We start from the raw sequence: 14,696 nt of genomic DNA, 5'->3' as shown, positions 1-14,696 counted from the left end.
CCATTGGTACTGTCGGCCATGATCGACCACGTACCGAAGGGGCCCGTACGCGCATGGCCGTGGACCAGCTCGACACCCGTATCCTGCGCCTGCTCCTGGAACAACCCCGGACCAGCGTCCGCGAGTACGCCCGCATCCTCGGCGTCGCGCGCGGCACGCTCCAGGCGCGGCTCGACCGGCTCGAACGGGACGGTGTGATCACGGGCGTGGCCCCGTCCCTCTCCCCCGCCGCCCTCGGCCACCCGGTGCTCGCCTTCGTGCACATCGAGGTGACGCAGGGCCATCTCGGCGACGTCGGGGACGCCCTCGCGCAGGTCCCGGAGATCATCGAGGCGCACTCGATCACCGGCGGCGGCGATCTGCTCGCCCGCGTGGCGGCCCGCGACGCCGGTCATCTGGAGGACGTGGTCCAGCAGCTCAACCGGTTGCCCGGAGTGGTCCGCACCCGCACCGAGGTGGCGCTGCGCGAGCGCGTCCCGCACCGGCTGCTGCCGCTGGTGGAGGCGGTCGGGAAGGCGGCGGCCACGGAGCGCGGCTGACGTTTCCGCCCGCGCTCGTCCTGGCCGCCCGTCCTGCATGCTGAGGGCATGAACACCCCGCACCCCTTCGGTTCCACCGCGATCGTCTTCGACCTCGACGGCACGCTCGTCGACAGCGAACCCAATTACTACAGGGCGTCGGTCGCCACCCTGGCCCGCTACGGCGTCGAGGACTTCAGCTGGGCCGACCACGAGACGTACGTCGGCATCTCCACCGCGGAGACCATCGGCCTGTGGAAGCGGCGCTACGGCATCGACGCCCCGGCCGACGAGATCCTCGCCGACAAGACCGCCCGCTATCTGGAGCTGGCCCGCGCCGGCACGACCGTCTTCCCGCAGATGCGGCTGTTCGTGGAGCGGCTGCACGAGGCGGGTGTGCCGATGATCGTGGCGTCGGGTTCGTCGCGGGACGCCATCGGGTCGATCCTGACCGGCACCGGCCTCGCGTCGATGCTGACCCAGTACGTGTCGGCGGACGAGGTCGCGCACGGAAAACCGGCTCCCGACGTGTTCCTGGAGGCGGCGCGCCGGCTCGGCGTGGACCCGGCGCGGTGTGTCGTCCTGGAGGACGCGGCGCCCGGCGCCGCCGCCGCGCACGCGGCGGGGATGCGGTGCATCGCGGTGCCGTACGTCGCGGCGCAGGCCGACGACCCGGCGTTCACCACGGTGGACCTGCTGTTCAAGGGCGGGCAGGAGGAGTTCACGGCGCGCGCGGCGTGCGAGTGGCTGGAGCGTTCGGCGGGCGTTCAGCCGTGATTGACGTCCTCGGCGGCGTCCATGAGCATGTCCGCACCCGGTCATCCGTCGGGGTCCAAGGTTCCGGAGGGGCTCATGGGGTCTGCCGCCGTACTCGTCGCCAACCGCGGGGAGATCGCCGTACGGATCCTGCGGGCCGCCGCCGGTCTCGGCCTGCGCACCGTCGCGGTGCGCGAACCCGGTGACGAGGCGCACGTCCGCCTCGCCGACGAGACCGTGCCGCTGGCGGCGGGCGGCTACCTGGACGCGGCGGCGCTCGTGACCGCCGCGCGCCGCACGGGCTGTACGTATCTGCACCCCGGCTACGGCTTCCTCAGCGAGTCGGCGGCGCTCGCCCGCGCCTGCGCCGGGGCGGGCGTCGTCTTCGTCGGCCCTTCGCCCGAGGTCCTCGACCTGTTCGGGGACAAGGCGCGGGCCCGCGCGCTCGCGGCGGAGGCCGGGGTGCCGGTCCTTCCCGGCACGGACGGCGACACGACCCGTCAGCAGGCGCGGGCGTTCCTCGCGGACGGCCCCGTGATGGTGAAGGCGGTCGGCGGGGGCGGCGGTCGCGGCCTGCGGATCGCGCGGACGGCTGGGGAGCTGGACGAGGCGTGGGAGCGGTGCGGCTCCGAGGCGCGGGCGGGCTTCGGGCGGGCCGGGTTGTACGTGGAGCGGCTGTGGGAGGGTGCCCGCCACATCGAGGTGCAGGTCGTCGCGGACGGGGCTGGCGAGACCCGGCATCTGTGGGAGCGGGACTGCAGCGCCCAGCGACGCCACCAGAAGCTCCTTGAGATCGCCCCGGCGCCCGCGCTCGACCCGGCGGTGCGCGAGGGGCTGCTCGACAGCGCGCTGCGGCTCGCGCGAGCCGCCCGTTACGAGGGTCTGGGCACGGTCGAGTTCCTCGTACGGGGTGAGGAGTTCGTGTTCATCGAGGCGAACCCGCGGCTCCAGGTGGAGCACACGGTGACGGAGCAGGTGACCGGGGTCGACCTGGTCGCGGCGCAGTTGCGGATCGCCGCGGGCGAGCGCCTCGCCGATCTGGGGCTGGCCGGTGAGCCCCCGGCGCCGCGTGGCTTCGCCGTGCAGGTGCGGGTGAGCGCGGAGTCGGCCGGGCGGATCACACGGTTCGACGTGCCGACCGGCCCGGGCGTCCGGGTGGACACGGCGGCGCGGACCGGGACGGAGGTCGGGACGCGGTACGACCCCCTGCTCGCCAAGGTGGTGACCCACGCGGCGGACGGGACGTTCGAGGCGGCGTGCGCGCGGGCGCGGCGGGCGCTGGACGAGTTCGGGGTCGAGGGCGTACGGACGTCCCTGCCGTTGCTGCGGGCGGTGCTCGACCATCCGGGCCTCACCGGCGGCGGCTTCGACACCGGGTTCGTGGAACGGCACTTCGCCGGGTCGGCGGCACCGGAACGGACCGGTGACGCGGGGGCGGTGACGGCCCCGATGAGCGGCACGGTCGTCGCGGTCGAGGCGGAGCCCGGCCGGGCGGTGGCGGCGGGGGCCGCACTGGTCGTCCTGGAGGCGATGAAGATGGAGCACGTCGTGCGCGCGGAGCACTCCGGTGTCGTACGGGCCGTGCACGCGCGCGTGGGCGAGATCGTGGCGGAGGGCGCCGCGCTGGTGCGCGTGGACGCGGCGGAGGGCGGACCGGTGGCCGAGGAGGTCGTCGCGGAGGCCGATCCGGAGGCGATCCGCGACGATCTCGCCGAGGTCCGGGCGAGGCACGCGCACGGGCTCGACGCCCACCGACCGGAGGCGGTCGCCAAGCGGCACGCCGCCGGGCGCCGCACCGCCCGCGAGAACATCGACGACCTCTGCGACCCGGGCACGTTCACCGAGTTCGGCGCGCTCGCCGTCGCGGCGCAGCGGCGGCGCAGGACGCTCGACGACCTGATCCGGTCCACGCCCGCCGACGGCATGGTCACCGGCACCGGGCGGATCGGCGGCGCGCCCGTCGTCGCGATGTCGTACGACTACACCGTGCTCGCCGGGACGCAGGGCCTCAACAACCACCGCAAGACCGACCGGATGCTGCACATAGCCGAGGAGCGGGGGCTGCCGGTGGTGCTGTTCGCGGAGGGCGGCGGCGGACGGCCCGGTGACACGGACACCACGTCGGTCGCCGGTCTGCACGTGACGACGTTCCAGCGGATGGCGCGCCTCAGCGGCCGGGTGCCGCTGGTCGGCATCGCGTCGGGCCGATGCTTCGCGGGGAACGCGGCGCTGCTCGGCTGCTGCGACGTCGTCATCGCGACGCCCGAGGCGACCATCGGCATGGGCGGCCCCGCCATGATCGAGGGCGGTGGGCTCGGCGTGTTCCGGCCGGAGGAAGTCGGCCCGCTCTCCGTGCAGGTGCCGAACGGGGTCGTCGACCTGCCCGTCGCCGACGAGGCCGGGGCGGTGCGGGCGGCCCGGACGTATCTCTCGTACTTCCAGGGGGCGAAGGACGACTGGGACGCGCCCGACCAGCGGCTGCTGCGGCATGCCGTGCCCGCGAACCGGCGGCGCGCCTACGACGTACGGACCGCGATCGCCGGGCTCGCCGACACGGGTTCCGTCATGGAGCTGCGGCGCGGCTTCGGCGTCGGGATCGTCACCTCCCTGGTCCGGGTCGAGGGCCGGCCGATGGGGCTGATCGCGAACGACCCCGGGCATCTGGGCGGCGCGATCGACCGGGACGCCGCCGACAAGGCCGCGCGGTTCCTGCGGCTGTGCGAGACGTTCGGCCTCCCCATCGTCTCGTTGTGCGACACGCCGGGATTCATGGTCGGCCCGGACGCCGAACGCACCGGCACCGTCCGGCAGTTCGCCGATCTGTTCGTCGCGGGGGCGCGGCTCACCGTGCCGCTGGTCTGCCTGGTGCTGCGCAAGGCGTACGGGCTCGGCGCGATGGCGATGATGGGCGGTTCGACGCGGGCGCCGCTGGCGACGGCGGCCTGGCCGAGCGGGGAGTTCGGCGGGATGGGTCTGGAGGGCGCGGTCCGGCTCGGCCACCGGCGCGAACTGGAGGCGATCGAGGACCCGGCCGAGCGGGAGCGGGCGTTCGCGGCGCGCGTCGCCGAGCTGTACGAGCACGGCAAGGCGGTGAACGCGGCGGCCGCCCTGGAGATCGACGCGGTGATCGACCCGGCGGAGTCACGGAGCTGGCTCCTTGCCGCGCTCGGCCCCGACACGCGGGCGCCCGGGCGTCTTTGAGCGGTGCGCCGGACGGGTACCCGAACGATCATGCGAATCAGTGTGGTGGATGTCGGATCGAACACGGTGCGCCTCGCGGTCGCGGACGCGCGGGACGGCGCGCCGCTGCCGGTGCACACGGCCAAGCGCAGACTGCGCCTGGCCGAGGAGGTCGACGGCGAGCGAAGACTCGGGCCGCGCGCCGTGGAGCGGATCGTCGAGGCGGTCGGGGACGCCTGCGCGGAGGCCGGGCGGTGGGGCAGCGACGAGCCGTTCGCCTTCGCCACGGCCATCGTGCGCGACGCGCCCAACCGGGACGAGGTCCTGCGCGCCGTCGAGGAGGGCACGGGCGCGCGGCTTCGGGTGCTGCCCGGTGAGGTGGAGGCCGAGCTGACGTTCCTCGCGGCGCGCCGCTGGATGGGGTGGCGGGCCGGGCCGCTCGGGGTGCTCGACATCGGCGGCGGGACGCTGGAGGTCGCCTTCGGCCGTGGTCGCCTGCCGGACTTCGCGATCTCGCTGCCGCTGGGCGCGCGGCGGCTGACCCGCGAGCACCTGTCCGGCGCCGACGTGCCGACGGAGGCGGAGCTGAAGGAGTTGCGCCGGTACGTGCGCCACTCGCTGCGCGACGTCGCGGCGCGGGTCCGCTGGGAGGGGCCGGTCACGATGACGGCGACCTCCCGCACGTTCACGCAGCTCGCCCGGTTGTGCGGGGCGCCCGCGGGGCGGCACGGCCCGTTCGTCGGCCGGACCCTCACGCGCAAGGCGCTGCGCTCCGCCGTCGGCCGGCTGGCGGCCCTGCCCGCCGCGCGCCGGGCCGAGCTGCCCGGGATCTCGGCGCCGCGCGCGTCGCAGTCCCTGGCGGGCGCGCTCGTCGGGCACACGGCGATGAAGCTGATGAACATCCGCGAGCTGACGATCTGCCCGTGGGCGATCCGCGAGGGCATCCTGCTGCGGCGCATCGAGGGCGACAAGGACTGGTGGTACGGGGAGCCGCGACAGACGCCCGCGGGGGCGAAGCTGCGGCTCGCCGGGCGCTGAACGGGCCGCGGGCGGGGTGATGTTCGCCATGAACGGGGCGGGTCGGTTGTGGCGCGGCGTCGGAGCTGGTCAGCTTGGTTTTTCAGCCCCGAGGAGCGCGTTGGAGGCCCCTTGTTCACCTCCGTGGACGATGTCACCGCACGTCTGGCCGAAACCGGCTATCTGGCCTCGCCCGCCGTCGCGACCACCGTGTTCCTCGCGGCCCGGCTCGGCAAGCCGCTGCTCGTCGAGGGCCCGGCGGGCGTCGGCAAGACGGAGCTGGCCAAGGCTGTCGCCGCGATCAGCGCCGCCCGCCTGATCCGCCTCCAGTGCTACGAGGGCGTCGACGAGGCACGGGCGCTGTACGAGTGGAACCACGCCAAGCAGCTCCTGCGCATCACGGCGGGCCGCGACGAGTCGTGGGACCAGACGCGCACGGACATCTTCAGCGAGGAGTTCCTGCTCTCGCGCCCGCTGCTCACCGCGATCCGGGGCGACGACGCGAAGGTCCTCCTCATCGACGAGATGGACAAGGCGGACGTGGAGGTGGAGGGCCTGCTCCTCGAAGTCCTCTCCGACTTCCAGGTGACGGTGCCCGAACTGGGCACCATCAGCGCCACCCGCCGCCCCTTCACCGTCCTCACCTCGAACGCCAGCCGTGAGCTGTCGGAGGCGCTGCGCCGCCGCTGCCTCTTCCTGCACATCGGCTTCCCCGAGGAGGAGTTGGAGCGCCGGCTCGTCGCGCTGAAGGTGCCCGACCTCGACGAGGTGCTCGCGCACTCCCTGGTCCGGGTGGTGGGCGCGCTGCGCGCGATGGACCTGCGCAAGGTGCCGTCGGTCGCCGAGACGGTCGACTGGGCGCGCACGCTGCTCGCCCTCGGCGCGGACCGCCTGGACGAGGAGGTCGTACGGCAGTCCCTCGGGGTCGTCCTCAAGCACCAGGAGGACGTGCAGAAGGCGACGGCCAAGCTCGACCTGGACGCGGTGTGAGCACCGGGTCCGCCTCGGTCGCTGACCGGGTCACCTCCCTCGTACGGGCGTTGCGCACGCACGGCGTCCGGATCGGGACCGGTGAGAGCGTGGACGCCGCGCGGGCCGTCGCCGCGCTCGGCCTCGACCGGCGCGAGCATCTGCGCGAGGGCCTGGCCGCCGCGCTCCTGCACGACCAGAGCCAGCGCGCCGTCTTCGACCCGGTCTTCGACCTGTACTTCCCGCGCACCGTGGACGCGCCTCCCTCGTCGGACGGCGCCTTCGACCGCGCCGGTCTGCGGGAACGGCTCGCGGAAGCCATCGCCGCGCACGACCGGGCGGCCATGGAGCGCCTCGCCGCCGAGGCCGTCGACCGGCTCGGCCGCTACGACGCCGACGGCTTCTCCTCGATGCAGACCCTCGACCGGCTCCGCCCGCAGACCCTCCTCGCCGGGATCATGGCCGGTGTGCGGGGCGGCGAGGGCTCCGGCGGCGCGTTCACCGACCGCATCGAGGCCGACGAGATCCGCCGCCGCATCGAGGAGTTCCGCGAACAGGTCCGCGCGGAGGCGCGGCGCCGGGTCGCCGAGCGGCGCGGCACCGACGAGATGGCCCGCCGCGTCCCCGTACGGACCCCGGACCGCACCCCGTTCCTCTACGCGGGCCGCGACCAGCTCGCCGAACTGCGCAGGACCGTGCACCCGCTGGCCCGCAAACTGGCCACGCGTCTCGCCGCGCGCAGGCGCCGGGCCGCGCGCGGCCACATCGATCTGCGCCGCACGCTGCGCGGTTCGCTGTCCACGGGCGGCGTCCCGATGCGCCCGGTGCTCCGCAAGCGCCGCAAGGCCCGGCCCGAACTGGTCCTGCTCTGCGACGTGTCGGGCTCCGTCGCCGGGTTCGCGAACTTCACGATGCTGCTCGTGCAGGCGCTGCACGACGAGTTCAGCAAGGTCCGCGTCTTCGCCTTCGTCAACAGGATCGACGAGGTCACCGACCTCATCGCCCGGGGCACCGCCGACCCGGAGGGCCTGGGCGCCCGCATCACCGCCGAGGCGACGGTCACCGGCTGGCACGGCAGCAGCGACTACGCCACCGCTCTCGGCGAGTTCGTCGAGCGGTACGAGGCTGTCGTCACCCCGCGCGCCTCGGTCTTCATCCTGGGCGACGCCCGCACCAACCAGATGGACCCGAACGTCCCGGCCCTGCGCCGCATCGCCCGCGCGGCCCGGCGCGTGCACTGGCTCAACCCGGAGCAGCGCTCGCTGTGGGACACGGGGGACTCGGCGGCGGGCGCGTACGGGGAGGTCGTGGCGATGCACGAGTGCCGTACAGCCCGGCAGATGAGCGCGCTGATCGGCCGGTTGCTCCCGGTCTAGGCGGGCTCGCCCAGCCAGGTGAGCGCCGCGACCACCAGCGCCTCCACGCCGGTGCTCAGGGTCGGCTCGATCAGCGGCGCGAAGTGCGGGGAGTGGTTGCCGGGCAGCTTGTCGAGACGGCCCTCCTGGAGCGCGCCGAGCACGGTCGTCGTCTCCAGGCCGCCCCAGAACCAGAACACGGTCGGCACGCCGAGCGCCTCGCCGAACACCCCGACATCCTCGCTCGCGTTGACCTGCGGCATCGGCATGAGGCGTTCCTGACCGAAGTGCGCGGCGAACGCGGCCACCGTGGCCTGTGTCTTCTCCGGGTCGCTGACGAGGGCAGGCGCGCTGGCCCGCCAGTGGAAGTCGGGCTCGGCGGTGGCGGCGCTGGCCTGCGACTCCGCGCGCACGACCCGTTCCACGGCCTCGCGCACCTGGGTGCGGACCTGCGGGGTGTAGGCCCGGATATTGACGCCGAGTTCGGCGGTGGCCGGGATGATGTTCTCCTTCGTCCCGGCCTGGAGGCGGCCGACGGTGACGACGGCGGTCTCGGCGGGCGGCACCTCGCGGCTGACGATGCCCTGGAGCCGGGTGACGACGTTCGCGGCCATCAGGACGGGGTCCACGGACGCCTCGGGGCGCGAGCCGTGCGCGCCGCGCCCGTGCAGGGTGATGTCGACGGAGTCGGAGGCCGCCATGACCGGGCCCGTGCCGTAGCCGATGAATCCGGCGGGCAGCGGGCCGACGTGCTGGCCGAGGACGATCTCCGGCTTGGGGAAGCGCTCGAAGAGACCGGCGGCGACCATGTCGCGGGCGCCGCGCACCAGTTCCTCGGCGGGCTGGAACACCACGAGGAGCGTCCCCGACCACTGGTCGCGGGCCTGTGCGAGCAGGGTGGCGGCGCCGGTCAGGCAGGTGGCGTGCATGTCGTGGCCGCAGGCGTGCGCCACCGGTACCTCGCGCCCGTCGGCGTCGACGCCGCGGACCCGGCTCGCGTAGGGCAGGTCCGTCAGCTCCTCGACGGGCAGGGCGTCGATGTCGGCGCGGAGCATGACGACGGGCCCCTCGCCGTTGCGCACGAGGCCGACGACGCCGGTCCCGCCGATGTGCTCGGCGACCTCGTCGAAGCCGGCCGCGCGCAGCCGCCGCGCGAGCAGGTCCGCCGTCCGGGTCTCCTGGAGCGACAGCTCGGGGTGCTCGTGCAGGTCCCGGTAGAGGGCGGCCAGGTCGTCCTGGAGCGCGGTCAGCCCCGCGGTCACCGTCTGTGTCATGTTCCGGCCCTCCTCGCCTGCCGACGGGGGCGCGGCGCCCCCGTGATGATCATGTCACCATCTCCGCAAGGGGCCACTGCGCACCCGGCGGGGGCCGTCCGGCCCTTGTCGCGCCGGGACCGTACGGCCCATGGTTGAGGGATCTCTCCCCGCACTTCCCATCCGCCTCCTACGCAAGAGACCGGCAACGGGTCGGCCGTGGCCCCGCCGCCCGCCCCGCGCGCCGGGCGGGCGCTACGTGGATCAGCCCACAAGGACGGTGCCATGCCGACGGAACTGAGGGTCCTGCTCGTGGACAACCACGAGGAGTCGCTCTACGCCCTGGAGAACGCGCTGCGCCCGCTCGGCTGTCCCACCGAGCGGGCGCAGAGCGGCGAGGAGGCGCTCAAGGCGGTCCTGCGCGGCGGCATCGACCTCGTCATCCTGGACGTGGTCATGCCGGGCCTGACCGGTGTCGAGGTCGCCCGTCACCTGCACCGACTCGACCAGACGGCCGACATCCCCGTCATCCTGCTGACGGGGCTCGTGGGCCACACCAACCTCGCCGAGCAGGCGTACGAACTGCAGGTGACGGACATCCTCACCAAGCCCCTCGACCCCTGGCTGCTGCGCGTCAAGGTCGCCTCTCATCTGCGCTACCTGAGCCGTATCAGGGAGCTGGAGAGCGGCGCGGAGCGGGAGTCGCGCGCGGCGCGCAACGGTGCGGCGAAGGCCCGCATGGGGCGGGGTCAGTGAGCGTGGATCGGCCCCCGCTCCCCCGCGAGCGGCGCCCCGGTGCCGCCGCGCCGCACCGCGACGATCTCCGCGCCGATCGACACGGCTGTCTCCTCGGGCGTACGGCCGCCGAGGTCGAGGCCGATCGGTGAGCGGAGCCGGGCCAGTTCGGTGTCGGTGAGCCCGGCCTCGCGCAGTCGCTGCGCGCGGTCCTCGTGCGTGCGGCGCGAGCCCATGGCGCCGACGTAGGCGACGGGCAGCCGCAGCGCCACCTCCAGCAGGGGCACGTCGAACTTGGCGTCGTGCGTGAGGACGCAGAGCACGGTGCGCTCGTCCGTACGGGTGGAGCGGAGGTAGCGGTCGGGCCACTCCACCACCACCTCGTCGGCCTCGGGGAAGCGGGCCCGGGTCGCGAAGACGCCGCGCGCGTCGCACAGCGTCACGTGGAAGCCGAGCAGCTTGCCCACGCGCACCAGGGCGCCCGCGAAGTCCACCGCGCCGAACACGATCATCCGGGCGGGCGGCACGCTCGACTCGACGAACAGGGTGACGTCGCCGCCGCACCGCGCCGAGCTCTCCGGCACTTCGCAGAGCCCGGTCGTGCCGAGGTCGAGCAGGGCGCGGGCCTGCGCGGCGAGGCCGGGGTCGTCGCCGGAGCCGAGCGCGCTCTCGTAGGAGCCGTCGGGCCGCACCAGCAACAGGCCGCCGCTGTCCGGGAGTTGCCCGGGGCCGTCGAGCACGCGCGCGAGGGCCACCGTCTCGCCCTGCGCGGCTGCGGCGAGCGCCGCCTCCACGACCGGGCGGGACGCCGAGCCCGCACGGACCGGGACGACGTGCACCTCGACGGCGCCGCCGCAGGTGAGGCCCACGGCGAACGCGTCGTCGTCGCTGTATCCGAACCGCTCCCTGCGCGGCGCTCCGTCGGCGAGCGCCTCGACGCACAGCTCGTAGACGGCGCCCTCGACGCAGCCGCCGGAGACGGAGCCGATGACCTCCCCGGCGGTGTCGACGGCGAGGGCCGCGCCGGGCGGCCGGGGCGCGCTGCCGCTCACCGAGACGACGGTGGCGACAGCGAACTCCCGGCCTTGCGCGACCCACGCGCTCAGCTCGGCGGCGAGATCAAGCATCCGGGCCCGTTCCCTCGCGCCGCGCCTCGCCGAGCAGGACCCGGTCGGGGCGGATCGGCAGGTCGCGGTGGCGGACGCCGGTCGCGTGCCACACCGCGTTGGCGATGGCGGCGGCCGTGCCGACGATGCCGATCTCGCCGATGCCCTTGATGCCGACGGGGTCGTCGGGGTCCGGGTCGTCGATCCACTCGGCCCGGAGCTCCGGCACGTCGGCGTTGGCGGCGACGTGGTAGCCCGCGAAGTCGGCGTTGACGTGTCCGCCGGACACCGCGTCGCGCACCGCCTCCTCGTGCAGGGCCATGGAGATGCCCCACGTCATGCCCCCGGTGAACTGGGAGCGGGCGGTGAGCGGGTTGATGATCTTCCCTGCGGCGAAGACGCCGAGCAGCCGCCGCACCCGTACCTCGCCCGAGGCCACGTCCACCGCGACCTCGGCGAACTGGGCGCCGTAGGAGTACCGCTCCTTCTCGGAGAGCTGCGCGATCAGCTGGGCGGTGTCCGTGCGCGCGGTGATGCCCTCCGCCGGGATGTCGCCGGGCGCGAGCGGCAGGCGTTCGCGCAGGTCGCGGGCGGCGGCCTGGACGGCCCAGCCCCAGGAGCGGGTGCCCATGGAGCCGCCGGCGACCCAGGCGGGCCCGAAGTCGCTGTCGGCGATCCGCACCCGCACCCGTTCGGGTGCCACCTCCAGGGCGTCGGCGGCGATGAGCGTGAGGGCGGTGCGCGCGCCGGTGCCGACGTCGGCGGCGGTGACGCGGACGGTGAACGTCCCGTCGGCCTCCGCCGTCACGGACGCCGTCGTGGGCGCGACGCCGGACGGGAACGTGGACGCGGCCGTGCCGGTGCCGAGCAGCCAGCGGCCTTCACGGCGCACGCGCGGACGCGGGTCGCGGTCCGCCCAGCCGAACAGGCGGGCCCCCTCCTCGAAGCAGCCGAGCAGGTTGCGGCTGCTGAACGGCAGCCCGGAGACCGGGCCGACCGTCGGCTCGTTGCGGACGCGCAGCTCGATCGGGTCCATGCCGAGCCGCTCGGCGAGCTCGTCGAGCGCCGACTCGACGGCGAAGGAGCCCGGGGCCTCGCCGGGCGCCCGCATCCAGGTCGGCGTCGCCACGTCGACGGGGAGCACGCGGTGCGCGGTGTGGTGCGCGGTGGCCTCGTACATGGAGCGCCCGTAGGAGGCGCCGTTCTCCACGAACTCGCGCAGGGTGGAGGTGAGGTTGTGGTGCTCGTGCGCGAAGGCGCGGAGCTTGCCGTCCGGGTCGGCACCGAGCCGCACGCGCTGCGCGGTCGGGCTGCGGTAGCCGGTCGTCGCGAATACCTGACGCCTCGTCAGCACCACGCGTACGGGCCGGTGCAGCTCGGTCGCGGCCATCACGGCGGCCACGTGGTGCGCGCGCAGCCCCTTGGAGCCGAAGGCGCCGCCGACGTGCTCGGAGCGGACGTGGACCGCCGACAGGTCGAGCGAGAACAGGTTGGCGAGGTCGTCGGCGACCCACTTGGAGCCCTGGTTGGAGTCGAACACCTCCAGGCGCCCGCCGTCCCAGCGCACGGTCACCGCGTGCGGCTCCATCGCGCCGTGGTGCTGCTCGGGCGTGGTGTAGGAGGCGTCGACGACCACGGCCGACGCGGCGAGCTCGGCGTCCAGGTCGCCCTTGGCCGCCTCCCCCTCCTCGGGGGTGTAGGTGCCGGGCCGGTCGGCGCCGAAGGTGACGTCGTGCGGCTCCTCGTCGTACTCGACGACCAGGGACTCGGCGGCCTCCCGCGCCTGTTCGGACGTCTCGGCGACGACCAGGGCGACGGGCCAGCCCGCGTGCGGCACCCGGTCGTCCTGGAAGACCGTGACGATCGGGTCGGGGCGGCCGAGCGCGCCGACGACGTCGTCGTTCACGCGCGGCGCGTTCTTGTGGTGCAGGACGGCCAGGACGCCGGGCAGGGCGCGGACCGCCTCCTCGTCGATGGCGCGGACGCGGCCGCGCGCGATGGTCGACAGGACCAGCCAGCCGTGGGCGAGGTTCTCGAAGGGGATCTCGCCCGCGTAGCGCGCGGCGCCCGTCACCTTCTCGACGCCCTCGATCCGGGAGCGCGCGACGCCGACGGCGCCGGCGTTCGTGGTGGTCCGGGTGGTCTGGATCGTCACCGGGTCGCCTCCTGCGAGTCCTGCGAGTCCTGCGTGAGTTCGGTGAGCATCGCCACGACGAGGTTGCGCAGCAGCGGCACCTTGTAGCCGTTCTGCGGCAGCGGCTCCGCCGCGGCCAGTTCGGCGTCGGCCGCCGCCGCGAACGCCTCCGCGGTCGCGGGTGCGCCGGTCAGCGCCCGCTCGGCGGCGCGGGCCCGCCACGGCCGGGACGCCACCGCGCCGAACGCCAGGCGCACGTCGCGCACGACGCCGTCGCGGACGTCGAGCGCGGCGGCGACGGAGCCGATCGCGAAGGCGTACGAGGCGCGCTCGCGGACCTTGCGGTAGCGGGAGTGGGCCGCGACGGGCGCGGGCGGCAGGGTGACGCCGGTGATGAGCGCGCCGGCGGGCAGCGCGGTCTCCAGGTGCGGGGTGTCCCCGACGGGGAGGTAGAAGTCGGCGAGCGGCACCTCGCCGGGCCCGTCGGCGGTCTCGTAGCGCACGACGGCGTCGAACGCGGCGAGGGCGACGCCCATGTCGGACGGGTGAGTGGCCACGCACGCGTCGCTCGCGCCGAGAATGGCGTGATTGCGGTGCTCCCCGGTGATGGCGGGGCAGCCGCTGCCGGGGACGCGCTTGTTGCACGGCTTGGTGACGTCGGTGAAGTAGGAGCAGCGGGTGCGCTGGAGCAGATTGCCGCCGACGGTGGCCATGTTGCGCAGTTGTCCCGAGGCCCCGGCGAGCACGGCCTGGGTGAGCGCCGGGTAGCGGCGGCGGACCTCGGGGTGGGCCGCGAGGTCGCTGTTGGTGACGGTGGCGCCTATGCGCAGGCCGCCGTCGTCGGCCGTCTCGACGCGGCCGAGCGGCAGTTCGCGGACGTCGACGAGGCGCGCGGGGCGCTCCACGCCGGACTTCATCAGGTCGACGAGGTTGGTGCCGCCGCCGAGGAAGCGGGCGTCGGGGTCGGCGCCGAGCACGGCCACCGCGCCCGGGACGTCGAGTGCCCTCTCGTAGCCGAACTCCTTCACGCGACGGCCTCCTTCGAGGTCTGCGGGGTCTGCGAGGTCTCCGCGGCGGCCTGGGCGACGGCCCGGACGATCGAGACGTAGGCGCCGCAGCGGCACAGGTTGCCGCTCATCCGCTCCCGGATCTCGTCCGGGGTCAGGGGCGGGGGCCCGGCCTCGGGCCGTACGTCCTCGGTCGCGGCGCTCGGCCAGCCCTCCGCGTGCTCCTTAAGGACGCCGAGCGCCGAACAGATCTGGCCGGGCGTGCAGTAGCCGCACTGGAACCCGTCGAGCTCGACGAACGCCTTCTGCAGCGGGTGGAGCGCGTCGCCGTCGGCGACGCCCTCGATGGTGGTGATCTCGCGGCCCTCGGCGGCGACCGCGAGCGTCAGGCACGACACGGCCCGGCGCCCGTCGACCAGCACGGTGCAGGCACCGCACTGGCCCTGGTCGCAGCCCTTCTTCGTACCGGTGAGATCGAGCCGCTCGCGCAGGGCGTCGAGCAGGGTGGTGCGGTGGTCCACGGGCAGCGTGTGCTTCTCTCCGTTGACGTGCAGGGTGATCGAGCTGGAGGTGGACATGCCCGCTGGGGCCATGGTCAGCCTTCTTTCGCGTATCTGGCGTGTACCTGGTACGAGGGGATCAGCGCTGTACAGAGAAGGGACGGTG

At 74.4% G+C, this 14,696-nt stretch carries 12 protein-coding genes; 7 read left to right on the top strand and 5 right to left on the bottom strand.

The window, feature by feature from the left end; translation table 11 throughout:
* Positions 1-53 precede the first annotated feature (53 nt).
* The 6 genes from ABZ877_RS03220 to ABZ877_RS03195 all read left to right on the top strand — a co-directional run bounded on the left by ABZ877_RS03220 (position 54) and on the right by ABZ877_RS03195 (position 7,816).
* Positions 54-539, top strand: a complete 486-nt coding sequence (locus ABZ877_RS03220; RefSeq protein ID WP_361063440.1) for an Lrp/AsnC family transcriptional regulator — start codon at positions 54-56, stop codon at positions 537-539.
* Between the two features lie 48 nt (positions 540-587).
* Entirely contained in the window at positions 588-1,295 is a 708-nt protein-coding gene (locus tag ABZ877_RS03215; RefSeq protein WP_361063437.1) for an HAD family phosphatase, read from the top strand.
* A 75-nt stretch (positions 1,296-1,370) separates the two neighbouring features.
* Positions 1,371-4,475, top strand: a complete 3,105-nt coding sequence (locus tag ABZ877_RS03210) for a carboxyl transferase domain-containing protein (RefSeq protein WP_361063434.1) — start codon at positions 1,371-1,373, stop codon at positions 4,473-4,475.
* A gap of 30 nt (positions 4,476-4,505) precedes the next feature.
* The gene (locus ABZ877_RS03205; protein WP_361063432.1) at positions 4,506-5,492 is read left to right on the top strand and encodes a Ppx/GppA family phosphatase; all 987 of its coding nucleotides are present in this window, start codon (positions 4,506-4,508) and stop codon (positions 5,490-5,492) included.
* A gap of 111 nt (positions 5,493-5,603) precedes the next feature.
* Positions 5,604-6,461: a MoxR family ATPase gene (locus ABZ877_RS03200; protein WP_361063429.1), complete on the top strand. Its 858-nt coding sequence runs from the start codon at positions 5,604-5,606 to the stop codon at positions 6,459-6,461.
* Positions 6,458-7,816: a VWA domain-containing protein gene (locus ABZ877_RS03195; RefSeq protein ID WP_361063426.1), complete on the top strand. Its 1,359-nt coding sequence runs from the start codon at positions 6,458-6,460 to the stop codon at positions 7,814-7,816. Before ABZ877_RS03200 ends, ABZ877_RS03195 begins: the two co-directional genes overlap by 4 nt.
* Here the strand turns inward: ABZ877_RS03195 and ABZ877_RS03190 are convergent.
* Positions 7,813-9,069 (bottom strand): amidohydrolase, encoded by a 1,257-nt coding sequence (locus ABZ877_RS03190; RefSeq protein ID WP_361063423.1) that lies wholly within the window; start codon positions 9,067-9,069, stop codon positions 7,813-7,815. The genes ABZ877_RS03195 and ABZ877_RS03190 overlap by 4 nt on opposite strands.
* A 264-nt stretch (positions 9,070-9,333) precedes the next feature.
* Here ABZ877_RS03190 and ABZ877_RS03185 point away from each other — a divergent pair, with 264 nt between their 5' ends.
* Complete coding sequence (locus ABZ877_RS03185) at positions 9,334-9,804, top strand: response regulator (protein ID WP_361063420.1); 471 nt, start codon at positions 9,334-9,336, stop codon at positions 9,802-9,804.
* Here the strand turns inward: ABZ877_RS03185 and ABZ877_RS03180 are convergent.
* Genes ABZ877_RS03180 through ABZ877_RS03165 form a run of 4 tightly spaced genes read right to left on the bottom strand, consistent with a single transcriptional unit; the run spans position 9,798 to position 14,623 of the window.
* Positions 9,798-10,910, bottom strand: a complete 1,113-nt coding sequence (locus ABZ877_RS03180; RefSeq protein WP_361063417.1) for an XdhC/CoxI family protein — start codon at positions 10,908-10,910, stop codon at positions 9,798-9,800. The genes ABZ877_RS03185 and ABZ877_RS03180 overlap by 7 nt on opposite strands.
* Positions 10,903-13,044 (bottom strand): xanthine dehydrogenase family protein molybdopterin-binding subunit, encoded by a 2,142-nt coding sequence (locus ABZ877_RS03175; protein WP_361063415.1) that lies wholly within the window; start codon positions 13,042-13,044, stop codon positions 10,903-10,905. Before ABZ877_RS03175 ends, ABZ877_RS03180 begins: the two co-directional genes overlap by 8 nt.
* A complete protein-coding gene (locus ABZ877_RS03170; RefSeq protein WP_361063413.1) occupies positions 13,041-14,051 on the bottom strand; it encodes a xanthine dehydrogenase family protein subunit M in 1,011 nt (336 codons plus the stop codon). Before ABZ877_RS03170 ends, ABZ877_RS03175 begins: the two co-directional genes overlap by 4 nt.
* Positions 14,048-14,623: a 2Fe-2S iron-sulfur cluster-binding protein gene (locus tag ABZ877_RS03165; protein ID WP_361063410.1), complete on the bottom strand. Its 576-nt coding sequence runs from the start codon at positions 14,621-14,623 to the stop codon at positions 14,048-14,050. Before ABZ877_RS03165 ends, ABZ877_RS03170 begins: the two co-directional genes overlap by 4 nt.
* Positions 14,624-14,696 lie beyond the last annotated feature (73 nt).

Origin of the sequence: Streptomyces sp. NPDC046939, assembly GCF_040644575.1 — a bacterium.
In the GTDB taxonomy this organism is placed as follows: Bacteria; Actinomycetota; Actinomycetes; order Streptomycetales; family Streptomycetaceae; genus Streptomyces.
This window is presented reverse-complemented; position numbering and strand designations above follow the sequence as displayed.